Source organism: Microbispora sp. NPDC046933 (assembly GCF_040644635.1).
Taxonomy (GTDB): Bacteria; Actinomycetota; Actinomycetes; order Streptosporangiales; family Streptosporangiaceae; genus Microbispora.
On sequence record NZ_JBEYWW010000006.1, the window covers coordinates 141,200 to 163,064 of the forward strand.

At 69.4% G+C, this 21,865-nt stretch carries 20 protein-coding genes and 1 pseudogene; 10 read left to right on the forward strand and 11 right to left on the reverse strand.

Annotated features, from left to right (window positions below; translation table 11 throughout):
• Window positions 1–12: 12 nt before the first annotated feature.
• From ABZ857_RS10360 to ABZ857_RS10380, 5 genes are all read left to right on the forward strand, one after another.
• Window positions 13–219, forward strand: coding sequence for a hypothetical protein (locus ABZ857_RS10360; RefSeq protein WP_357040598.1), 207 nt, complete (start codon window positions 13–15; stop codon window positions 217–219).
• A gap of 41 nt (window positions 220–260) precedes the next feature.
• Window positions 261–434, forward strand: coding sequence for a hypothetical protein (locus tag ABZ857_RS10365; protein WP_357040601.1), 174 nt, complete (start codon window positions 261–263; stop codon window positions 432–434).
• Window positions 415–642 (forward strand): IS3 family transposase, encoded by a 228-nt coding sequence (locus ABZ857_RS10370; protein ID WP_357041083.1) that lies wholly within the window; start codon window positions 415–417, stop codon window positions 640–642. The genes ABZ857_RS10365 and ABZ857_RS10370 overlap by 20 nt, the downstream gene beginning before the upstream one ends.
• On the forward strand, window positions 551–1,183 hold the full coding sequence (locus tag ABZ857_RS10375; protein ID WP_357041086.1) for an IS3 family transposase: 633 nt from the start codon (window positions 551–553) through the stop codon (window positions 1,181–1,183). Before ABZ857_RS10370 ends, ABZ857_RS10375 begins: the two co-directional genes overlap by 92 nt.
• A gap of 114 nt (window positions 1,184–1,297) precedes the next feature.
• Window positions 1,298–1,525, forward strand: coding sequence for a hypothetical protein (locus ABZ857_RS10380; protein WP_357040604.1), 228 nt, complete (start codon window positions 1,298–1,300; stop codon window positions 1,523–1,525).
• Window positions 1,526–1,784: 259 nt separating this feature from the next.
• On the opposite strand, the gene ABZ857_RS10385 is transcribed toward ABZ857_RS10380, so the two are convergent.
• Window positions 1,785–1,988 (reverse strand): cold-shock protein, encoded by a 204-nt coding sequence (locus tag ABZ857_RS10385; RefSeq protein ID WP_193205280.1) that lies wholly within the window; start codon window positions 1,986–1,988, stop codon window positions 1,785–1,787.
• A 1,002-nt stretch (window positions 1,989–2,990) separates the two neighbouring features.
• Here ABZ857_RS10385 and ABZ857_RS10390 point away from each other — a divergent pair.
• From ABZ857_RS10390 to ABZ857_RS10400, 3 genes and pseudogenes are all read left to right on the forward strand, one after another.
• Window positions 2,991–3,437, forward strand: a complete 447-nt coding sequence (locus tag ABZ857_RS10390; protein ID WP_357040607.1) for a hypothetical protein — start codon at window positions 2,991–2,993, stop codon at window positions 3,435–3,437.
• Window positions 3,438–3,508: 71 nt separating this feature from the next.
• Window positions 3,509–4,588, forward strand: coding sequence for a hypothetical protein (locus ABZ857_RS10395; protein WP_357040610.1), 1,080 nt, complete (start codon window positions 3,509–3,511; stop codon window positions 4,586–4,588).
• Between the two features lie 168 nt (window positions 4,589–4,756).
• A pseudogene (locus ABZ857_RS10400) lies at window positions 4,757–5,806 on the forward strand (IS701 family transposase); the annotation flags it as partial.
• A gap of 209 nt (window positions 5,807–6,015) precedes the next feature.
• On the opposite strand, the gene ABZ857_RS10405 reads toward ABZ857_RS10400, so the two are convergent.
• From ABZ857_RS10405 to ABZ857_RS10435, 7 genes are read right to left on the reverse strand one after another with little or no spacing between them, the layout of a single operon-like run.
• The gene (locus ABZ857_RS10405) at window positions 6,016–6,681 is read right to left on the reverse strand and encodes a hypothetical protein (protein ID WP_357040613.1); all 666 of its coding nucleotides are present in this window, start codon (window positions 6,679–6,681) and stop codon (window positions 6,016–6,018) included.
• Window positions 6,682–6,695: 14 nt separating this feature from the next.
• Window positions 6,696–8,306 carry an FAD-dependent oxidoreductase gene (locus tag ABZ857_RS10410; protein ID WP_357040616.1) on the reverse strand — a complete coding sequence of 537 codons (1,611 nt, stop codon included), beginning with the start codon at window positions 8,304–8,306 and terminating at the stop codon, window positions 6,696–6,698.
• Entirely contained in the window at window positions 8,307–9,368 is a 1,062-nt protein-coding gene (locus ABZ857_RS10415; RefSeq protein WP_357040619.1) for a LacI family DNA-binding transcriptional regulator, read from the reverse strand.
• Window positions 9,365–10,858: a DUF4127 family protein gene (locus ABZ857_RS10420; protein WP_357040622.1), complete on the reverse strand. Its 1,494-nt coding sequence runs from the start codon at window positions 10,856–10,858 to the stop codon at window positions 9,365–9,367. The genes ABZ857_RS10415 and ABZ857_RS10420 overlap by 4 nt, the downstream gene beginning before the upstream one ends.
• Complete coding sequence (locus ABZ857_RS10425; protein ID WP_357040625.1) at window positions 10,855–11,733, reverse strand: carbohydrate ABC transporter permease; 879 nt, start codon at window positions 11,731–11,733, stop codon at window positions 10,855–10,857. The genes ABZ857_RS10420 and ABZ857_RS10425 overlap by 4 nt, the downstream gene beginning before the upstream one ends.
• Window positions 11,730–12,677, reverse strand: a complete 948-nt coding sequence (locus tag ABZ857_RS10430) for a sugar ABC transporter permease (protein ID WP_357040628.1) — start codon at window positions 12,675–12,677, stop codon at window positions 11,730–11,732. Before ABZ857_RS10430 ends, ABZ857_RS10425 begins: the two co-directional genes overlap by 4 nt.
• A gap of 41 nt (window positions 12,678–12,718) precedes the next feature.
• A complete protein-coding gene (locus ABZ857_RS10435; protein ID WP_357040631.1) occupies window positions 12,719–14,032 on the reverse strand; it encodes an ABC transporter substrate-binding protein in 1,314 nt (437 codons plus the stop codon).
• 262 nt (window positions 14,033–14,294) lie between these two features.
• Between ABZ857_RS10435 and ABZ857_RS10440 the strand changes: the two genes are divergently transcribed.
• Together ABZ857_RS10440 and ABZ857_RS10445 are read left to right on the forward strand one after the other, a co-directional pair.
• Window positions 14,295–15,665: a hypothetical protein gene (locus ABZ857_RS10440; protein WP_357040634.1), complete on the forward strand. Its 1,371-nt coding sequence runs from the start codon at window positions 14,295–14,297 to the stop codon at window positions 15,663–15,665.
• A gap of 72 nt (window positions 15,666–15,737) precedes the next feature.
• Window positions 15,738–18,683: a DUF6351 family protein gene (locus tag ABZ857_RS10445; protein ID WP_357040637.1), complete on the forward strand. Its 2,946-nt coding sequence runs from the start codon at window positions 15,738–15,740 to the stop codon at window positions 18,681–18,683.
• A 318-nt stretch (window positions 18,684–19,001) separates the two neighbouring features.
• Here the strand turns inward: ABZ857_RS10445 and ABZ857_RS10450 are convergent, their stop codons facing one another.
• From ABZ857_RS10450 to ABZ857_RS10460, 3 genes are all read right to left on the reverse strand, one after another.
• Entirely contained in the window at window positions 19,002–19,478 is a 477-nt protein-coding gene (locus ABZ857_RS10450) for a flavin reductase family protein (RefSeq protein WP_357040640.1), read from the reverse strand.
• Window positions 19,475–20,698, reverse strand: a complete 1,224-nt coding sequence (locus ABZ857_RS10455; RefSeq protein ID WP_357040643.1) for a styrene monooxygenase/indole monooxygenase family protein — start codon at window positions 20,696–20,698, stop codon at window positions 19,475–19,477. Before ABZ857_RS10455 ends, ABZ857_RS10450 begins: the two co-directional genes overlap by 4 nt.
• Window positions 20,699–20,810: 112 nt before the next feature.
• On the reverse strand, window positions 20,811–21,785 hold the full coding sequence (locus tag ABZ857_RS10460; protein ID WP_357040646.1) for an AraC family transcriptional regulator: 975 nt from the start codon (window positions 21,783–21,785) through the stop codon (window positions 20,811–20,813).
• Window positions 21,786–21,865: the final 80 nt, after the last annotated feature.

Below are 21,865 nucleotides of genomic sequence, written 5' to 3' on the forward strand. Positions count from 1 at the left end.
GATGATCTTCAGATGCGGTACCTGGTTTCCGTGATCGATGACAAGAGCAATCCCGGCAGCACGGACAGGCAGCCTGCCATCAGCGCGTTCAACGAACGACTCATCGCCGAGGGCTACTGGGTTTTCGCGGGCGGACTCGCGGACACCGACGCGGCCACGGTCGTCGACAACCGGGGCGAGCAGGCGGTGTTCAGCGACGGGCCAGCAGCGTTGCGTTGATCGTCTGAATCTAAGACGGCCTTCTTCGCGAAGGAGACCCGGTGAGCGTGGACCCGTTCACCGAGGCGGAGAAGCAGAGCGGTCACAACGTCAAACGGGCGTGTGAACTGCTGGAAGTCTCCCGCGCCGCCTTCTACGCTCGCCGCAACCCCACACCCGGCCCCCGCGCTGTCCGCGACAAACAGTTGAGAACGCATCGGCGGCGTCCACCGTGAATCGCGTGGAACCTACGGCGCGCCACGCATCCACGCGGCCCTTCAGCACGAAGGCGAACGATGCGGACGCCGTCGCGTCGCCCGGCTGATGCGCACGCTGGGATTAGAGGGCCGGTATCGGCGCCGCCGGCAGACCACCACGATCCCCGGATCCGGACGCCGCCAAGCGGCCGGACCTGATCAGTCGCGACTTCCAGCCGGAACCTGACGGGGTCGACACTCGCTGGTGTGGCGACATCACGTATATCGCCACTTATGCGGGCTGGTTGTATCTGGCCACGGTCATCGGCATCGCCTCACGCCGGGTGGTCGGCTGGGCCACCGCCGACCACCTGCGCACCGAGCTCGTCGCGGACGCTTTACAGCAGGCGTGGCGCAACCGCCGCCCCACCACGCCGGTGATTTTGCACTCGGACCGCGGCTGCCAATACACCAGCACCGCCTACACCCGCCTGGCGGAGCGGCTCGGAGTCCGGTTGTCGGCCGGCCGCCGGGGTCAGTGCTGGGACAACGCGCTGGCCGAGTCGTTCTTCGCCACGATCAAGGCCGAACTCCTGGACGAACGTCGCCGACTACCAGCACGACCGGCAGCCCTGAGTGACGGCCGATCTCCTGGTCCGCCCGCCGCTCGGGCGAGCGTGAGCAGCGAGCGCATGCCGACCGCAGCCGTCCGCGAGGGGCAAATGTTTTCAGGGGCTTCCCCGCGGGCCGGTGGGGAGTTTGGATCGCTTCGCCGGCACCTGCGGTGAGCTTCCTCGCGCCACCACAGGTCACCGAAGCAGACCGTTGCACGGGACGAAGACAGCGTCTCAAGGCCACAGGTTGGTTGTGAGCGGCTCGGCGAGCAGCGCATACTGGAGGGAATGAAGCCAGCCAGCGGCGCGTCCCGCCGTCACCTGCCCACCAGTCCCTTCAAGCCTCCGCCTCCCGCCCCGCCTGTCGAGCAGTTCAGTGTGAACGACCAGGTAACCCATGATCGGTACGGTCTCGGCGTGGTCTTGGCTGTAGAGGATGGGGTTGGTGTGATCGTCGACTTCGGATCACAGCAGGAACGAATCACGACCCCATACAAGAAGCTGCACAAACTCTGAGACAGATGTCCCGTAGGGGAAGCGCGTCGCGCGAGTCCAGCTCCGTCGGCGGCCACCTCGGCGGGCGTCCACGCGCCGGCGCCCTCCCGCGCGGGCAGGACCTGGATCTTCATCCGCCCTCGTCAGAAGCTCACCTGCCCAGGCCGGGCAGCGGCGCTTGCAGGATCGACGAGGTGCGGCATGAGGGAGCGCCTGTCCGGACATGAGCCGGGGCCCGCGCTTGTCGAGCGCGGACCCCGAATCACGATGCGGACCTGGGTCAGACGAGAACGATGTTCTCGGCCTGGGGACCCTTCTGGCCCTGGGTGATGTCGAACGACACCTTCTGGCCCTCGTGCAGCTCGCGGAACCCCCGGGCGGCGATGTTCGAGTAGTGGGCGAAGACGTCGGGGCCGCCACCCTCCTGCTCGATGAAGCCGAAGCCCTTTTCCGCGTTGAACCACTTCACGGTTCCGACAGCCATGTTGAATCTCCTTAAGCAGGGGCCGAACCGGAATCCGCACTGCACAGATTCCGCGTCGCCGGATGAGGCCCCTCCGGAGATGGCCGGAAAAACAAAATGCGCCTGAAGGTCACATCCCGCCAGGCGCACACAAGTTTTATGGGTACCACAACTGCAACTGCATGAATGGTAGCACACGCCTAAGGTGACGGAACATCCGAGGTTCAAAAGGCTGGATGTCCTGGCCGCCCGGGAGCCCGATCCGCGACAAACCCTGCAGACGCCAAGGCGCGGGGCCGAGCAGGGTCGACCTCGACGGAATTCTGATCACACCGCCCGTGTCGGGCGTGCGGTCCCACCGGCTCTTGCTCTTTCCAGGGTACGGCAGTGCTCTACCCCAGATGACAGGCTACGCGTTACTTTGGATTACAGGAAACAGCGCAAACGTGCGGACGAACGGGGGAAACTATGGCAGAGTCGGCATCCCCCGAAACGGAGCCGTGTCTCCGGATTTCAAATTTCTCAGATATCTGCGATCACCTGGCACAGCTCCACCAGGTCGTCGGCGTCGACCGTACGGTGCGCGCCCGCCTCCTCCACCGCCGAGGGACCGGCCGCTCGCGCGTCGCCCACAACCGCCCGGCGTCACTGCGCATGATCCGCCCGAGCGGGGTAAATCCCTATCGCCGCGGAGACAGCCGGGCGCATAGGCTTGGTCTTGACCACCAGCAATCGGCGGACCGCGCCTATGTCAGGTGCACGGGGCGGTCCAAGCCAAGTAAGCACCCCTCGCGCCGTATGCCAGGGATTGTTCGTCCTGGTGCGGATGTGGACGGACGACCCGCCGACAATCCCGACCAGTTCGATGTCGTCACGATCTTCGATTCGTTCGACGAGCGCTACTAGGTTCCGCATTCGCAGGTAGGCGCCCCCGTGCCTTCAGGACCGCCGGGGCGCGGCACGTGGGTGCGGCTCGCGCCCCGTCCCTCTGCCTTGGCGCGAGGGCCATGCCGCGGACGCGGCGTGAACGTGGCGTCAACACCGCTGGACCTCGGCGTACTCACAACGACCTCCGAACTCCCCTTCACCGTCACCCGGCCCGGCCAGACCGCCACCGCCACATTCACGGGCACCGCAGGGGCCGCCATCTCGCTTGCCCTCGGCGACAACACCTTCCCGGAGATGACGTACACGCAGATCTTCACTCCCGACAACACGCTCATCGCCAACCACCCGGTCGGTGGGGCAAGCACCGACGGCACCGACATCCTCAAGCTTCCCCAGACGGGCGCATACCGGGTCGTCTTCGACCCAGAGCAGGGAGCCATCGGCTCGGCCACCGCGACCCTGTCCGTGCCGATCACCGGAACCCTCGCATCCACCGGCCCGGGCGAGACGATCACCATCGCGCGCACCGGCAGATCGCCGACTTCACCTTCCCCGTCTCCGGGCACTTCTCCCTCGGCGTGACCGGCAACTCGTTCACCGTTCCGGTGCGGATCATGCTCTTCGCGGGAGTCGACCTCGGCATCACGGCCCCCGTGGACATCGCCGCCGGACAGAGCGCCGAGCTTGACACGAGGTCTCCGACCGCATCCACATACCGCGTCATCGTGGACCCGCAACGGGCGGGCACCGGCTCGCTGACCCTCACCCTGTCCCAGGTGAACGACGTCGGCACGATCACGACCACCGGTGACGGCGCCGTCCTCACCATCGACCGCCCGGGCCAGGATGCCGCCTTCACCTTCAAGGGCACGGCCGGCAACCCCGTCACCATCGGCTTCAGCGACTCCACCCTGCCCTCCGGCAGCAAGGTCACCGTCCAGGGCCCGGCCGACGGCGTGACCGGCACCATCGACCAGAACACCACGGAACTCAACATCGCCAGGCTGACCTCCACCGGCACTTACCGGGTCATCGTCGATCCCGTCAATCCGGTTACCGGTACGTTGCGCGCCACGCTCTCCACCGCACTCCAAGGCGGCACCCTCACCCCCACAGACCCGGGCATCCCGGTCAGCGTCGACCGGCCGGGCCAGAACGCCGAGTTCACCTTCACCGGCGTCGCGGACACCCCGATCAGCCTGGGATTCGCGCCCAACTCCCTGAACCAGGCCGCGCGGGTCACGCTATACGGGCCCAACGGCGTCCAGGTCCCGATGTTCGATTCCTACCTGGCGCCGGGCACACCGGGAGACATCGACATTGACCGGCTACCGCAGACGGGGGCGTACCGGCTGATCGTTGCGCCGGATCGCTCCGGGACGGGCGCCGTGACGGTCACCCTCTCCGAACGCGTGTCCGGCGGCCACCTCACTTCCGGCGAGCCGTCCGTGTCCGTGCGGATCGACCGCCCCGGTCAGAACAGCGTTTACACCTTCTCCGCCACGGCGGGCGAGAACGTGCGCGTGCCCATCTCCGGCGTGACCTCCTTCCCGGAACGTGCGCTCAAGGTCAGCGTTCTCAGGCCCGACGGCGGCTATATCGCCAATCAAGTGGTGACCTACGACACCTCCTACGACCTGCGTTCGCTGCCGGCGACCGGCACGTACACGATCGTGGCCGATCCGACTCGGGCCGGCACTGGAGAGACGATTGTGGGCGTCCGCCCAAGATAGGCCCACCGGCGACGGGCCCTTCGCGCTCGGGGGATCGGCGGGTCGGCCTCTCACCGGTAGCTGGCTCCACGTGATCACTCAACAGACAGGCTCTAGAACTACAGCCAGGTTTTGTGATCTATAGTTCTGGATCATGTCCGATGAGCTGACCGCGGGCGACCTTCAGGAGTGGCGGGACGGTTCGGGCGGGTGGAACCGCGCATGCAGGCGCGGGCCTATCTGCTGGGGCTGCTGGCTCCGATCGAGCGTAAGAACGGTTGGCAGCTGGCGGAGGCGGCCGGGGATGCGGCTCCTGATCGCATGCAGCGCTTGTTGAACAGTGCCCGCTGGGACCCCGCCAGGTGCGGGTCGACCTGCGCGATTACGTGATGGACAACCTCGGTCACCGCGATGGCGTATTGATCGTGGATGACACCGGCTTCCTGAAGAAGGGCGACAAGTCGGCCGGGGTGCAGCGCCAGTACTCCGGCACGGCGGGTCGCATTGAGAACTGCCAGCTGGGTGTGTTCCTCGCCTACGCCTCGCCGCTGGGCCGGACGCTGATCGACGCCGAGCTGTATCTGCCGAAGTCCTGGACTGAAGACCGGGAGCGGTGCGTCCGGGCCGGCATCGGGGAGGAGGTGGCGTTCGCCACCAAACCGGTGCTGGCCCAGGCGATGCTGGCCCGGGCCGTGCAGGCGGGGGGTGCCGGCGTCCTGGGTGAGCGATGATGAGGCCTATGGCATGGACAACAAGTTCCGGCGCTTCCTGGAAGAGCACCGCCTGAGCTATGTGGTGGCGGTGCCCAAGAGCCAATGGATCGGCACGGGATGGGGCGGGGAAATCCGGGCCGACACCGCGACCGCACAAGCTCCGCCCGAGGCGTGGAAGCGCCGCTCCTGCGGCGACGGCGCCAAGGGCGAGCGTCTGTATGACTGGGCGCTGGCCACGGTGACCTTCGAGGCCGAGCCCGGCTACCAGCGGTGGCTGCTCGTCCGGCGCAGCCTCACTCCCAATGCCAAGGGCGAGCTTGAGCTGGCCTACTACCTGTGTTACGCACCGGTCGGCACCACCTTGGAGGACCTCATCGCCGTCGCCGGTTCCCGCTGGGCGATCGAGGAGTGTTTCCAGTCCGCCAAGAACGAGACCGGACTGGACCACTATCAGGTCCGGCGGTTCGACGCCTGGCACCGCCACATCACCTTGGCGATGCTCGCCCACGCCTATCTCGCCGTCACCGCCGCGCCCGCCCCAAAAAGCCCAAGCGGCCTGGTCCCCCTCACACCAGCAGAAATCCGCCGTCTGCTGGCACGCCTGACCGCCACGATCACCCTTCCCCTCAGCCACGCCCTCGCCTGGTCCCGACACCGACGACACCACCAAGCCCGCAGCCCGAGCCAGCCACTACTGAAAAGCTGGCTCCAACATCACGAAATCAGGCTGTAGTACTAGAGGGCGGCGGCGACGTACGGCGCGATTCGCGCACCGAACTCCGCCGTGTCGGCGCCCGTCACCACGGCTCCCAGCAACACCGCGGCCGCGCCCGCCTCCCGGAGGAGCGCGAGGTCGTCCGGCAGCAGCGCGTGCTGGGTCGGCACGATGACGGGGATGTCGACCGCCGATGCCACCGCCTCCAGCCTCGCCAGGGTCGCCAGCGTCAGCGGCGTGCCGTACCTCTCGGGTTCGAGCGTGGACAGTTCGAGCGCCCGGCTCCCTCGCCGCGCCAGGGCCCGCGCCTGGGATGGGCCGTCGCCCGGCCCCAGCGCCACCATGGGCGTCACCGGCCCGCACGCCTCGACGTAGCGTGCGGGCGCGTCGGCGGCGTAGACGTCGAAGTAGTCGAACCCCATCTCCCGCGCCGCGACCATCTCCGCGATCGACACTGATCCGGCCGCGCCGACGACGAGGCCCGTCGGGATGCCGAGCGCGAGGATGCCGCGCAGCCGCTCACGCTCGGCGTCCAGCGGGCCGAAAGCCGTCCCCGAGGCCCGGTGCCGCACGTTGGTGTGCACCTTCAGGCCGTCGGCTCCCGCACGCAACGCCGCCTGCGCGAGAGCGGTCTCATTGCGCGGCAGACTGACCAGGACGGCCAGCCGCGATTCGGGCAAACGCATTTGAGAACCCCGCATCAGTAGTAGGTGACATTCGGCCAGCCCAGCTCCATGCCTTGGGCGGCCATCGATTCCTGGACCTCGGCCAGCAAGCCCGGCGTCGCGGTGACCTGGTGCGGCTCGGTGTCCCGGGCCACGCAGAACGACGCCAGGTGACCGGCCGCCTCGCCCACGCTCCACTCGACCGGGTGGACCCGGTAGCACCCGTTGGTGATGTGCGTGGTGCTGATGTTCTTGCCTGCGGCGATCACGTTCCGCACGCGCTCGGGAACCAGCGCTCGCATCGGGATCTGGAACGGCCAGGCCGGTACGTCGATGTAGTTGTCCCCGCCGGTCGATGGGTGCAGGTCGATCCGGTACGAGCCGATCCCGACGCTGTCGTGATAGGAGACAGCCCCCTCGGGGCGTACGGCCACCGCAAGGTCCTGCTCCACGATCCGGTACTGCCCGCGGATCCGCCGCGACTCCCTGATGTACGGACGCATCGCCAGGCCGTCGGCGGTGCCGGTGACGTCGGGACGCAGCCGCAGGCCGGGCCAGCCGGTGCCGCCGTCGGGCCGGGGCGCCTCGGTCTGCAGCCAGTAGAGGAAGCTCAGGCTCTGCGCCCGCGCCGCGGCGGTGTGGGCCGCGTTCTGCTCGGCGGTGCCGCCGATGACCGGCCCGCCCAGGTAGTCGATCATCGGCCAGTTCACGATGGTGATGTCACTGTCGAACGCGCCCGGCCGGAAGTGGTTTCGGGCCAGGATCCGCCGGAACGTCCAGAGCTCGTCCGACCCCGGATCCTTGCTCTGGTCGGCGATGATGCCCGTCGGGTCGTCATCCGGGTTGGGGGTGAAGCGATAGCGCCGGGGTTCCAGCGTGTGCGGGTGCGGGGCGACCCAGCCGAACTGGGGGCCATGCCACCACTCGGGAGCCAGCGCCCGCCATGCGGCGTAGTCGTCCGGCTTGTCGATCGTGTGGTTCTCCCCTGCATGGTGCGAGAGGGCGAAGCACACCGAAACCGCCTGCATGTTGTCCGGCCGCGCGATCGCCGCGGCGTGCGGCTCGCCCGTGTCGGCCCGCGACTCGGCGCCGGCAGCGAACTCGGTGCCGGTGATCGGCAGCACGTCGCCGGTCTCCGTGGCGTCCAGGACGAACCTGGCCGTGACGGTGACGTCGCCGCCCGTCTCCAGGTCGTGGAAGCCCATCGCCGTCACGTGGTCGCCCTCGATCTGGGCGGTCGCCGGGACGTGCCGGCGCAGCACGGTGATCCGCCCACCCGCCTGCCACGGAGCGAGCATGGCGTCGATCACCGCCAGGGCCACCCGCGGCTCGTGGCACAGCGGGCCGACCCGGCCCGCGCCGGGGTTCAGGTGCGGCAGCGACCTTGACTCGGACCGCAGCGGGTACTCGCGCCGGTAGTACTCACGGATGCCGTCGCGTAGCCGCCGATAGCTCGCGGTGCTTCCGAAGGCCTCGATCCAGGGATGTTCGTCGGGCGGGACGAGCTGCGTCGTGAGCTGCCCGCCCAGCCAGGCCGACTCCTCGGTGAGCACCACCTGCGCGCCGTTTCTGGCCGCGGCCAGAGCGGCCGCGACGCCGCCCAACCCCCCGCCGACCACCAGTACGTCTGCGCGGAACTCGGTCACTCACGATTCCTTTCGATTCGGGCCGCTGGTCTGTCCAGCGACGAAGGCGCATGGCAGGACGACGGCCTGCGGCTCGACCTCTTCCTCCGACTCGAGCTGCTGGACCAGCAGCTCGACCGCGCGCATCCCCATCTCGCGCCGCGGTATCCGGAAGCAGGTGAGCTCAGGACCGGGTACGTCGTCCGGCGGGTCGCTGAGCGCGGCCACCGAGCACGCGCCGGGCACGTCGACGCCCATCCCGCCGAGGAGGTCGAGCAGCCGGAGCGCGACCACCGACTCGTGGGCGATGAACGCGGTGGCTCCGGCCTTCAGCAGCCGCCGTACCTCCTCGGCCGACGGTCCCTCCTCCTTGCGTACCGACAGGACGAGCCCGCCGGTGTCGAGCCCGTGCCTGCTCCGGGCGGCCTGGAACCCGGCGTCACGGTCGGCGGACGGTTCGCTCGGATCGGCCGCCGTCAGGTAGGCGATGCGCTTGTGCCCGAGGCCCACCAGGTGGTTGACGACCTCCCCGGTCGCGGTCGCGTAGTCCGCGGTGACGTAGGTGATGGGGCCGGGCACGTCACGACGGCCGATCAGCGCGAAGTTGAACCCCTCGTCCCGCAGCCGGACGATGTCGTCCCGGTTGGTCTCCTTGCCGAGCAGCACGCACCCGTCGGCGAGCCCCAGCCGGTTGACGCCGTCGCGGTAGATCGACCTGCCGCCGTCCGAGCCGGTGGCACTGGTGAACATCAGCATGTCGTAGCCGAGCTCCTCGGCCGCGGCCTCGATGCCCACCAGGAACGGGTAGTAGAAGTCGTGATGGTCCATCGGGAACAGCGACTCGAACGTGTAGACACCGATCAGGCGGTTCATCCCGCCGGCCAGGCTGCGTGCCACCGGATCGACGACGTAGCCCAGGGATCGGGCCACCTCCAAGACGTGCTGCCTGGTCTCCGGGGGGATCCGTATGGTGTCCGACTCCCTGCCGTTGATCACTATGGAGACCGTGGTCTGCGAGACGCCGGCCAGCTTGGCGATGTCGGACTGGCGGGGCCTGCGGCGGGGTGCTGGTGCATCCTTCACCGGTGATCATTCCCTTCCAGGAGGTGCTCCAACTCAAAGGAAATCTCGAACGGACGATCCCACGGGAAGCACACGCTGCCGGGCACAAGGCGGAACTTGTCGGCCGGCGGGCCGAGATCCGCGAGCAGATCGCCCAGTTCCCGCTCTACCAGGTCCGGCCGGACGGCCGTCCCGGCGGCGAGAACCCGGCACCGCACGGAGGTCTGGTACCCCCAGTCGTCGAGCAGACGATGGGTGAGGGTGCGGGCGTGCTCGGCCAGTTGCCGGTCGCCGGTGGCCAGCAGACGGCTGCACCCCTGGGCCAGCGCGCTGCCGATCGTGTTGCCCGCGGTGTTCCACGCCGCGTACCCGGCGAGGCGCCGGAGCAAGCCGGCGTCGCGCAACGCCATGACCAGCGCGGGATCGGCGCCGTTCGCGTCGGCGACGTCCGCCACGGCGACCGGGTGCCCTGCGTCCAGCAGGTCGCGCACCCGTCCGGCGAGGCGCACCGCGTCATCGCCCGGCCGCTCCGGCTGGTCCGGCCCGGAGCACCAGTCGCGCGGCGGCAGGCCCGGGGGGTGCACCGCGAGCACCAGGTCGGCCTGGGCGGCGTCCTCGACCAGGACCGCGCCGATGGCGGCGACCTGGTCGGTGATCGTGTCGCGGACGGGCACGTCCTCGTACGCCGCGATCCGTCCGAGGGCGTCCGGGTCGAGGCAGGCGACGGCCACCCTCGGGCGCAGGCCGGCGTGCTCCAGCGCGGCCCGCGCGGTCAGCACGGCGCCGGCCTCGTCGGCGCCCGGGAGGCAGCTGATCCGGTCGCCCAGGCCGAGACGGCCGATCCAGGCCTCCAGCCACTCCCGCTCGCTCGTGGACACGCTCTCGACCGTGCTGTCCTCCACCAGGATGGACAGCGTGTCGACGACCCCCTCCGCCACCAGCTCGACGCAGGCCAGTTGCATGGCGTGCAGGCGCATGCGCCGGGTGAAGAAGTCCGCGACGAACGGCTCGGGGATCTTCGCCCTGGCGTGCGCCGCCGCGTCCGTGCCTCCGTGTTCGGCCCGGTAGAGCTCCTCGGACAGGGCGAAGAACCGCCGCCCGTACCGGTCCCAGTACTCCGGCTCGGCCCCGGCGCCGTCGGACTTCTTGGTCCGCATCAGGGTCACGAAGGCATGAACGGAGAGATCTGGCCGGCCCGCCCGGATCCGGCGCAGCACGTCCAGGCGGGCCAGCGTCCGGGCCAGCCGCTCGGTGGTGCGCCGCGAGGCGACGAACCCGCCGTGGACGAGCTGGTTGACGCTGACCACGACGGCGTCGCTGTCGCCGGCCGCATCCTCCAGCCACCGGGCCGTGCCGTCCATGTCCGCGGGTACGCCACGTGCCGGCAGGAGCCCGGCCGGTGGGAGCCGCAGCCAGGTTCCCGCGGTGGCGGCCAGCCCGGCGACGTGACCGGTGTTCACCGGCCGGTCGTCGAGCGGGAGCAGCGTCACGACCGGTCTGTTGTGACTCATCCCTTCACCCCTCCCGCTCCCAGCCCCTGCACGAAGTGCCGCTGACCTGCGACGAAGATCACCAGGACGGGCACGATCGCGATGAACGTCCCGGCCATCAGGGGGCCGTACTGGGTCACGCCGCTGCCCGCGAACGAGCTGAGCGCCAGCGGCAGCGTCTGCATCTGCGGCGACGACACCGCCACCAGCGGCCACAGGAAGTCCTCCCAGGCGCCGGTGAAGGAGAGGATGGCGATGGTGGCGACGATCGGCCGGGCCAGCGGCATGTAGATCTGCCAGAAGATGCGCAGTTCTCCGGCGCCGTCCAGCCGGCCGGCCTCCGCCAGCTCGCCCGGCATGTCGAGGAAGTACTGCCGGGCGAGGTAGATGTTCAGCGGCTGCACCAGCATCGGCAGCACGAGCCCGATGTGCGAGTCCAGCAGCCCGGTGCCGCCCTGGCCGAACAGGTCGTTGCCGCCGGCCAGCGGGAAGCCCTTGACGATGAGGAACAGCGGGATCAGCTGCACGATGGACGGCACCATGGCGCTGCCCAGCACCGTGGTGAACAGCAGGCGCGACCCGCGGAAGTCGATCCGCGCCAGGGCATAGCCCGCCGCCGTCGCCGCGACGCAGTTCCCCACGACCGTGAGCGTCGACACGATCAGGCTGTTGGCCATCGCCCCGGGGATGTTCGTGGAGTTCCAGACGTACGCGAAGTTGCTCAGCGTCGGCTGGTCAGGCAGCAGCTTCGGCGGGTAGCTGAACGCCTCTGTCTTCGGTTTGAAGGCCAGGGATACCATCCAGACGAACGGCATCGCCACCAGCAGGGTGACCACCCCGGCGAGGAGCGTCCTGCGCCAGCCGGGTTGTGCCGTCCGGGCCGTTTGCACGTTCACCGCCGGCCTCCTCTCGCCATCGTGCGGATGCTGAGGTAGGCGAGGCCGAAGATCAGGCAGAACAGCAGGAACGCCATGGCGCTCGCGTTGCCGAGCCGGTAGTGCTCGAAGGCCTCGTTGTAGATCAGCATGTTCAGGACGGTCGTGGAGGACAGCGGACCTCCGGAGGTCAGGACGTAGATCTCGGAGAAGGACTGGGCGAGGTAGATGAGGTCGACCACGACCACATACGTCGTGATCGGCACGAGCAGCGGCAGGATCACGTGCCGCAGCGTCCGCCAGCGCCCGCAGCCGTCCACGGACGCTGCCTCCAGCAACGAGACCGGCACTGCCTGGAGCCCCGCCAGGAAGATGATCATACTGCCTCCGAGCGCCTTCCAGGCTCGCATCCCGATCAGCGACACCAGGGCGGTGTCCTCGTCGGTGAGGAAGTCCACCGGTGGCAGCCCGACCAGATCCAGCACGTAGTTGAACAGCCCGTCGTGGGAGTACAGCCACAGCCAGATCATGCTCACCGCCACCAGGGGCACCACACGCGGCAGGTAGAGCACCGCACGGAACAGAGCCACACCCGGAAACCGGCCGTTCACCAGGAGCGCCAGGGCGAGGGCCGCCGGCACGGCCAGGATCAGCGTGCCGAAGGAGTACTGGACGGTGATCCAGATGGCGTGCCAGAACTCGCCGGACTGGAGCACGGCGAGGTAGCCGTCCAGGCCGTGGAACCTGGGCCCGCCGCGTTCGACGGGGTTGTACGAGGTCAGGCTCAGGTAGAAGCCGTATCCGATCGGGACGATCGTGACCAGCGACAGCGCGAGGGCGGCGGGCAGGACCAGGATCCAGCCCGCCCTGCGCTGGGCCGAGCGGAGCGGGCTCCGCCTCGGCCGGCCTACCGCCACGAGATCGGGCCCGGGGGAGGTTCCCGGCGGCCGGGTCTCAGTCACCATGATGGAGCTTCATCCGTTCGAGTTCCGTTCGCATCGGCCGATCAGTTGTGCTTCGCCAGGCTCGCGGCCTCCGACGCCGCGCGGTCGAGCGCCTCACCGGCGGACGTCTTGCCGCGCAGCACGGCCTCGATCTCCTTGGCCAGCACCTCGCGCTGCTGCGTCCACGTCTCGATGTTGGGGTTCCCGCGGAACTGGTCGGCGGCGTCCATGTAGGGCTTGATGTACGGCTGGGCGGAGAGCTCGGAATCGGCGGCCAGGGAGGTGCGCGCCGGGATGCCTCCGACGGCCTGGACGTACGCCTTGGCGTTCGCCGGCGTGAGCATGAACTCGATGAACTCCCACGCCTGATCCTTGTGGCGGGAGTCGGCGCTGACGAACAGCCCGTTGCCGGCTCCGCCGAACGACGCCGCGGTGGTGTCCTTCAGCGGCGGGGCCAGCTTGATCTTCGCGGCGACGTCGGGAGCCTGCTCGTAGATGCTCTTGAACGTCGCCTCGTCGATCACGGCCATGGCCGCACGTCCGGTGACCAGCGGGTGCTGTGCCCCCGCCCCGCTCGTCGCCTCGCCCAGGCCGGTGGACACCGCCTTCGGGCCGTTGTAGAAGTCGGCGAGGAACCCGAGCGCGCGCTTGCCCGCCTCGGAGTTCCAGGTGATCTTCGTGCCGCTCTCGTCGACGAAGGTCCCGCCGGCCTGGAACAGGAAGCTGCCGAACGCCTGCGACATGCTGGTCGCGTCGTCTGCGGGGAAGATCACACCGGAGCGGGTGATGGTGTCGCCGTCGCGGACGACAAGCCGGTCCGCCGCTGAACGCAACTCCTGCCACGTCGAGGGCGGGGAGGCCGGGTCGAGGCCCGCCTCCTGGAACAGGTCGGTGCGGTAGGCGAGCAGGTGGCCGAATCCGCGCAGCGGCATGATGATCTGCTTGCCGCCCACCTTGCCCTGGTCGAGGAACGTCAAATCCGCCACGTCCGAAGCGGGCATCTTGGCGAGGTAGTCGTCCAGCGCGATCACGCGGCCGTTGGCGGCGTATCCGGCCGCCGCGGCGTTGCCGTGCCCGAAGACGTCGGGCGCGGTGCCGCCGGCGAAGGCGGTCGACAGCCGCGTGGCCAGGTTGGCCCAGTCGACGAACTCGACCTGGACGTCGACCTTGTGCTCCGCCTCGAACGCGGGGACCAGTTTCTCGTTCACCCAGGAGACCTCCTCGGCGAGATTGCCGGGGAACCAGACCCGCAGAGTGCTCGCGCCGTCGCCGGAGCCACCGCTGCCGGCGGCGGTGCCGCCGCCGCATCCGCTCAGAACCATCACCGCGATGAGACCCGCCGCCAGGCGCGATGCACCACGCCATTTTGTGATCATCCGTACCTCCTCAGGGGCTGCCCCCGGGTCGATAATGCGCATCATCATGATGGTGATACGCATTATCAGTCAATACCAGACCTTGACAGAGGCTGAATCGGGTCGCAACACTGACCGCACTTGCAGCCGCGATAATGCGCAAAACCAGAAGAGGAGGGACCAACCCATGGTTCCCGCTCGCCGAGCAGCTCGCTCGGACAAAACGCACGCCATCCCCCACGTCACGACAAACCTCCGACGCGGTAGCGCCCGGCTGTGGTGGGTGAGCCTCGCGACGGTGGCACTGCTCGCCCCCGCCACCGCGGCCGGCGCGTCGCCCGTCGGGGACAACCTCGGCGGCCCCCCCGTGGGCATCAGCAACATGGTGGGAACGCCGATCCCCCCGCACGCCACGCCGGAGAACAACCCGCGCTTCGTCGCGCAGTTCCACGTCGAGATCGACAACTCCACCGGCGGCGCCATCGAGCACGTCGCGCTGGACGGCACGCGTACCGTGCTCGGGCACGTGCAGCGGCCGGCGACCGCCACCGTCAAGGCCAACGACGGTTTCTGGGCGTCGAAGTACTCGCGCGCCATCGACGGCACCGCGGGACACCTGCTCGCCACGTCGGTCTACGTGCTGCGCTCCAAGGTCTGGCCGGAGGAGAGCTACGACCCGCTGCGCTACGAGAACTTCGACCCGGCCACCGGCGAGCGCGACTGGACCACCAGCCTGCTCAACATCCGGCCCGACCGGTACATCGGCGCGGACTGGGGCAACTGGCTGGCCGACACCATCTACACCGACATCCCGGGCGGCTCGGGCATCTTCGGGGGGAAGAGCTCGCTGCCCACCGGCGCGCCGCTGTCGTACTTCGACGAGGCGAAGCAGGCCTGGCGCCCCATCGCCGAGCATTTCCGCGCCAACCCGGACGCGGCGCCCCCGCGTAAGCTGCGCTTCACCGCCTACCGGCCCCTGGTGCGCAACGCCTCGCCGACCTACCTCGAGTTCGAGAACTGGGCCGCGGGCGACACGGTCGCGGGGAAGACCCACGAGGAGAACGGCGGGATCTACGTCGGCTACGCCCAGGGTGCGAAGCGCCGGGTCGCCGACGTCGTCCAGCGGGTCCAGGGCACCGGGCGCTTCGGCGGCACGGAGTTCGCCCACATCGGCCAGATGGACACCAACCACCCCGGCGCGATGACCTTCTCGACCTCGCCGTACGTCGGCTTCAGCTGGAACGAGAACGTCCGCGGCGGCTTCCAGATCGTCCCGGCGAACCACGTGAAGTTCCTCAGCAACGACCTCGGCCAGAACTCGTTCATGGGCCGGCCCCAGTGGCTCATCGTCGGCCCGGTCGGCGCCGACCCGAAGCGGCTGTTCGACAAGCGGTACATCATCGACGGCAAGACCTCGTTCTCCCCCGGCTGGGAGGCGATCGCGCCGGTGTTCGGCATGTACGCCCGGACCACGTTCGACCCGGCCAACCTCGGCGAGTCCACGTACTTCGAGGTCTCCTACGACTACGGCAAGACCTGGCAGGTGACCCCGGAGTTCACCGGAGTGCACGACCCCAGCACCTGCCAGGCGGCGAACTGCCCGCAGAACTGGACCAACATCCGGGTCCACCTCGTCTACCCCGACGGCCCCTGAGCGATCGCAGGCCCGCCGGCCCACGCGGCCGGCGGGCCCCTCATCCCCACCCCCCTGAGACGAGGAGACGTCGTGTCCGCGAGGATGCACCTGAGGTCCTCGGTCATCGCGCTGCTGACCACCGCCCTGCTGGCAGCGGGCAATCTGACCGCCCCACCGCTGTCGGCCGAGACCACCATCCAGAACTCCGCCCAGGCATCGGACATCGAATGCACCGGCCATCGGGCGATGGGGGCGACCGTCACGGCGTCCTCGACCTTCAGCTCCAGTTACGGCGCGAAGAACGCCATCGACGGCCTGTGCGCGGAGTCCTCCCGCTGGATGTCGTCGGCGACGGACGCCACTCCCACGCTGACGATCAAGTTCCCGGTCAGGACCCGGGTCGGCACGGTCGGGATCTACAGCGGTTCCGGCTGGCCCAACCCGTTCGCCGACACGGTCCTGGTGGACTTCACCGTCGAGGCCCGGACCGACGACGGCTGGGTGACCGTCGGGACCGCGGTCGACAACACCAAGCCGGTGGTCACGTTCGGCACCGACCTCGTGACCGACACGCTCCGGTTGGTGATCACAAAGAAGTCGCGGCACAGCACGAACGTGGCCCGCCTGTACGAGATGGTCGTCCGGGCACCCGGCGAGGGACCGCCCACGCCGCGTCCCATCGCCACCGACGACTTCCGCACCGTCACAGAGGGGACCGAGCTGGTGGCCGACGCGCCCGGCGTGCTCGGCAACGACAGCTTCCCCGACGACGTCACACCCGCGGTGGCGGCGTGGTCCGAGCCGGCCCACGGCACCCTGACGACGTCCGCGGACGGGTCGTTCCGCTACAAGCCCGACCGCGGGTACGTCGGCGTCGACACGTTCACCTACGGGATCGGCGACGAGTCCGAGCGCTCAACCGCGACCGTCACGGTCACCGTGACCGCCAAGCCGGACGAGTCGAGGCCGGACGAGCTCCGGATCTCCGCGATCTCCGGCAGGCCCGACATGGTGACCGGAGGCGACTCGCTGCTCCGGATCGAGCTGCCCCGCGCCGTCTCGCGCGAGAGCCTCCAGGTGACGTTGAACGGCCAGACCGACGTCACGCCGGCCTTCCGACCCGGGCCGGGCACCGGCGAGCTCCTCGGGCTGGTGACCGGACTGCGTGAGGGCGAGAACACGGTCGAGGTCACGACGCGGACGCCCGACGGGCCGCACGCCTCGACAACGCTGGTCAACTACCCGGCGCAGGGCCCGGTGTTCTCCGGCCCGCACGAGCGGCCGTTCGCCTGCGAGACCACGGCGTTCGCGATCCCGGTGATCGGCGGCAGGCTCGGCGAGCCGCTCGACGCGGACTGCACGATCGCCCCCCGGGTCGACTACTTCTACCGGACCACCGCCGACGCGTTCAAGCGCTGGCCGGCCGGCGCCACCGCCTACCCCTCCGACCTGGCCACAACGACGAACTCGCTCGGCGTCTCGGTCAAGTTCATCGTCCGGATGGAGACGGCCACCGTGAACCGTGCGGTGGTCCAGATGAGCATGCTGCACGACCCGCTGGCCGAGCCCGTGCCATCCCCCACGGTGCGTCCCGCCGGCTGGAACGGCCGGGCCGTGTTCACCCTCGGCGGCGGCTGCGCGGGCGGGTGGTACCGGTCGGGCAGCGGCACCGGCACCGTCACCGACGCGTTCATGCTCGGCCGCGGGTTCGCGCTGATGTCGTCCTCGCTGAACGTCTTCGGCAACAACTGCAACGACGTCACGGCGGCCGAGACGGCGATGATGACGAAGGAACTGTTCGTCGAGAGGCACGGGCCGGTCGAGCACACGATCGGCTACGGCTGCTCGGGCGGGTCGTACCAGGCCCACCAGATCGCGGACAACTATCCGGGCATCTTCGACGGCATCGTCGTCGGCTGCTCCTTCCCCGAGGTCGGCATCAGCACGGTCAACTTCCTCACCGACGCGCGGCTGCTCGACACCTACTTCACCTCCGGTACGACGGTTCCGTGGACGGACGAGCAGAAGCGCCGGGCCTCCGGCTTCGCGACCGCGGCCATGGTGTCCGCCATGTCGCGGGGCGCCAACCGGATCGACCCGCGGCTGGACTGCGACGTCGTCCCCGAGCAGCAGCGCTACAACCCGGCCTCCAACCCGACCGGCGTTCGCTGCGGCGTCTACGACCACATGATCAACATCTACGGCACCGATCCGGCCACCGGCTTCGCCCGCAGGCCGCTGGACAACGTCGGCATCCAGTACGGGCTCGGCGCCCTGAAGGACGGCGGCATCACGCCGGAGCAGTTCCTCGACCTCAACGAGCACATCGGCGGCCTCGACGCCGACGCGAACGTCGTGCCGCAGCGGACCAAGGCCGACCCGGCGGCCACCAAGATCGCCTACCGCACCGGGCGGGTTATCAGCGGCGGTCGCGGGCTGGCCCGGACGCCGATCATCGACTACCGCTCGTACTGGGACGACGTGTCCTGGGGCGACATCCACGTCCGCTACCACACCTTCTCCATGCGGGAACGGCTGAAGGAGGCCAACGGGACGGCGGCCAACCACGTCAGCCTGCTGGAGGACGCCCGATACGGGCTGTTCAGCACCGAGAGCTCGCTGGTGCGGCACGCGGTGACCCAGATGGACCACTGGCTGACGAACCTCGCCGGCCTCCGCCCCGGGGGCAAGCCGATTCAGCGGATCACCACCGCGCGGCCGAACACCCTGGTCGAGGGCTGCAACACCCGCGACGAGAAGCCGCGGTTCGTGGCCGAGACGCTCGAGCGCGATCCGGCGAGCGAGTGCGAGCGGCTGTACCCGACCGCGTCCTTCCCCCGGGAGGTGGCGGGGGAAGACGTCACCGCCGACATCATCACGTGCCGGCTGACCGAGCCGAAGCGTGACGGTTACGGGGTGCAGTGGACGGACGAGCAGTGGGAACGGCTGCGGAAGATTTTCCCTCGGGGGGTGTGCGACTACTCCAAGCCCGGGGTGTCCCAGCAGCGCACCAAGAACACCTGGCAGCGCTTCTGACGGTCCCGGCACCCATGCAAGGCCGCCCCGCACAGGCCCATATGAGTCTGCACGGTTCTCTATAGATCCAGGTCACCCGGCAGGGCGAGCGGCGGAGCACATCGGTGCTCCGCCGCTCGCTCGTCCCGGGGACGCGTTCCAGGGAGCGCAGGGCGGGCGATCCGGAACTGAGGCTCATCGAACCGGAGGCTCATCGAGAGGCGCGCACGACGGGCTGCCGGCCAGGTCGGTGAGCTCGTCAGCGCCGCGAACGCTACACCCACCCTCGGACACAGCTTGATTCGATCTACGCTTGGCGCGACTACGACGACCGGTGGCTCACCGAGCGATGGAGGAGGCGAACTCGCGGTAGCGGCCGGAGTGGAAGAGCAGCGGCTCCCCTCCTGACCGCTGGTGGTGCTCCACCTCGCCGACGAAGATGTGGTGGTCGCCGCCGGCGTGGACGGTCACCGTACGGCAGGAGAAGGTGGCCAGGGTTCCGGCGAGCATGGGCAGCCCGGTGGGAGTGGCGAGCACGTCCACGCCGGCGAACTTGTCCGGCGCCGGCGTCGCGAACCGCCGCGACAGCTCGTCCTGGCCTGCGGCCAGGATGTTGACCGCGAAACGCCCCGCGCGCAGGAAGACGGGCGCGCTGGGAGCGCGGTCCGACAGGCACCACAGCACCAGCGGCGGATTGAGCGAGACCGAGCTGAAGGAGTTCACCGTCACCCCTGCCCGCTCCCCGCTCGCGGTCGCGGTGGTCACCACCGCGACCCCGGTGGCGAACTGCCCCAACGCCTCGCGCAGCGATCTCATGACGCGACCCGGTCGAGGTAGGCCTGGGCCTTGTCGGCGTCCATGAACCACTCGGCGTAGTCGGCGGGGTCGTCGAAACCGTTGACGAAGCGGGAGGCGATCTCCGGCACCTGGCCGGCGGCGCCCAGGATCGCCAGGTGGTGCGGTTCGGCCGGGGCCAGCAGCGCGTTGGTCCAGCGGGTGACGTGCTGGGCCTGCGCCCAGAAGCGATCGAAGGTCTGCCGCATCCAGGCCGCGTCGAACGGCTGCTCGCCGCGCTCCAGGATGGCCTGGAGGTAGGTGGCGGCGCACTTGGCGGCGTTGTTGCTGCCCTGCCCGGTGATCGGGTCGTTGAGCACCACCACGTCGGCGACCCCGAGCACCGGTGCGCCCGACGGCAGGACGGCGACCGGGCGGCGCACGGTGGGGCTGAAGCGCCCGGTCAGCACCCCGTTGGCGTCGGTGAGCTCGATCCCGGAGCAGCGCTCCGCCTCCCAGGGGAAGAAGCTCTCCAGGATCCGGCGGCTGCGCGCCAGGTGCTCGGCGGGGCCGCGCACGTCGCCCCAGCAGTCCATCGGCCCGCCCGGCACACCCTCGAACACCATGATCTCGCACGGGCCGCTGTGCGTCAGAGCGGGGAAGACGAAGTACTCGCCGACGCCGGGCAGCAGGTTGAAGCAGACCGCGGAGTGCTCGGGCCGGGGGGTGAGACCGTTGACGTAGGTGAGCGCCAGCGCCCGCTGCGGGGTGCTGTATGCCGAGCGCGCCGCGTCCCGCTCGAACAGCGAGGCGATCTCCCCCTTCCCCGCGGCGACCAGGATCAGGTCGTGCTGGGCCGCGTAGGTCTCCAGATCCTCCGGAGTGGCGTCGTGGATGACGAGCTTGCCGCCGAGCCGTTCGACCTCGTCCAGCCAGGCCGGCATCTTCACCCGCTGGTCGACCGAGAGGGCGGGAGTCCTCAGCCGGGCCGCCCAGCCGAGAGCCTTGCCACCCGCGGGGCTCGAGACGGATAACTCGATGCCCTCGATGGGCGGGCAGACGTCCGCCCACCAGTCCAGGCCGAGCGCGCGCTCGTGTGCCCGGGCGGTGCCGAACATGCACTGGCCCGACATCACCCGGCCGTCGCGAATCGATTCCGGGGTGCGGTTGGAGACCACGGTGACGTCATAGCCGTTCTGCAGCAGGCCGATGGCCAGGTGCAGACCCGCCTGACCGGCACCGACGACGAGGACTCTGCGCATGAGGGTGTTCCCTTTCGCTGAAAGTTGAGAGTTTCAGCAGAAACTACGGCTGAAGCGGCCCGGTGAACCATCCGCTCAGCGCGGATTCCGTCCATCTGGCGCGGGATCCGCCTCAGCCGCGTCTCAGGGTCTCCGACGGGTGCCGGCCGTACTTCTGGCGATAGAGCGCGGCGAACCGGCCCTGGTGGAGGAAGCCCCAGCGGGCGGCGACGCTCGTGACGGTGTAGCGGGCGGGATCCCCGGCGGCGAGTTCCTCGTGCACCTTGGTCAGCCGTACCTCCCTGAGCTGCGCCATCGGCGTGCGTCCCACGTGGACGCGGAAGCCTTCCTGGAGCGAGCGGCCGCTGACCGCCACGGCCCGCGCGACGTCCTCGGTGGTGATCGGGAGGTGGGCGTGCTGCTCGATGAACTCCAGTGCCCGGCGCACCACCTTGGGAAGCACGGGCGGCCGAGGCGCCGCCAGCCGCTCCCGGTAGTTGGAGGGCTGCATCGTGAGCAGGGAGGTGAGCAGCGCGTTCTCCAGGTGGGCGACGGCCAGCGGCTGCGCGGTCAGCCCGTCGTCGTGCTCGGCCTCGCGGACGATCAGGTCGGCCATCCCCCGCCAGGCGCGCGTCCATCCCGCGGTCAGGTCCACGCCCAGGTCGAAGACGACCGGCCGGTCCAGCGGCTCGCCGAGCATCTGCTCCAGCGAGCGCTCGACCGCCGTGCGCTCGAACTTGACGATCAGCTTGGGGGTGCCCGCCGCCCACCGCATGTCGAGATGCTGCGTCGGAGAGGGGAGGGCGGCCGTCGTCGGGGTCGAGACGATTTCCTGGCTCCCGCTGCGGATCAGGCTGCGCCCGGCCAGCGGGATCAGCACCAGGAAGAAGGTGCCGAGGTCGCCGGGTTCGATGCGGACGTCGGCCCCGTAGTCGAGATAGCTGATCCGGACCGAGCCGAGCCGGACGGAGTTGAACCGGGCCGACAGCAGGGACGCCGCCCCGGTCAGGTCCAGCCGATGCGGGCAGAAGACCCTCGCTACCTCGTCACGGACCTCGTCGAGGTCGGTGCTGGCGAAGACGGGTCTGTTGCCGAGCAGCACTTCCATCGATCTCCCCCACGCCGACGACCTGTCAATCGGATAATCGCGGGAGGCTTCTCGGCGTTCCATGGACAAGGACGCGTTCC

What these genes read in the sequence shown, in the direction of transcription:
- ABZ857_RS10360 (WP_357040598.1), top strand. Translation starts at nt 13, where the DNA reads ATGCGGTACCTGGTTTCCGTGATCGATGACAAGAGCAATCCCGGCAGC.
- ABZ857_RS10380 (WP_357040604.1), top strand. Translation starts at nt 1,298, where the DNA reads ATGAAGCCAGCCAGCGGCGCGTCCCGCCGTCACCTGCCCACCAGTCCC.
- ABZ857_RS10385 (WP_193205280.1), bottom strand. Translation starts at nt 1,988, where the DNA reads ATGGCTGTCGGAACCGTGAAGTGGTTCAACGCGGAAAAGGGCTTCGGC.
- ABZ857_RS10405 (WP_357040613.1), bottom strand. Translation starts at nt 6,681, where the DNA reads ATGCGTTTGCCCGAATCGCGGCTGGCCGTCCTGGTCAGTCTGCCGCGC.
- ABZ857_RS10420 (WP_357040622.1), bottom strand. Translation starts at nt 10,858, where the DNA reads ATGAGTCACAACAGACCGGTCGTGACGCTGCTCCCGCTCGACGACCGG.
- ABZ857_RS10430 (WP_357040628.1), bottom strand. Translation starts at nt 12,677, where the DNA reads ATGGTGACTGAGACCCGGCCGCCGGGAACCTCCCCCGGGCCCGATCTC.
- ABZ857_RS10435 (WP_357040631.1), bottom strand. Translation starts at nt 14,032, where the DNA reads ATGATCACAAAATGGCGTGGTGCATCGCGCCTGGCGGCGGGTCTCATC.
- ABZ857_RS10450 (WP_357040640.1), bottom strand. Translation starts at nt 19,478, where the DNA reads ATGAGATCGCTGCGCGAGGCGTTGGGGCAGTTCGCCACCGGGGTCGCG.
- ABZ857_RS10455 (WP_357040643.1), bottom strand. Translation starts at nt 20,698, where the DNA reads ATGCGCAGAGTCCTCGTCGTCGGTGCCGGTCAGGCGGGTCTGCACCTG.
- ABZ857_RS10460 (WP_357040646.1), bottom strand. Translation starts at nt 21,785, where the DNA reads ATGGAAGTGCTGCTCGGCAACAGACCCGTCTTCGCCAGCACCGACCTC.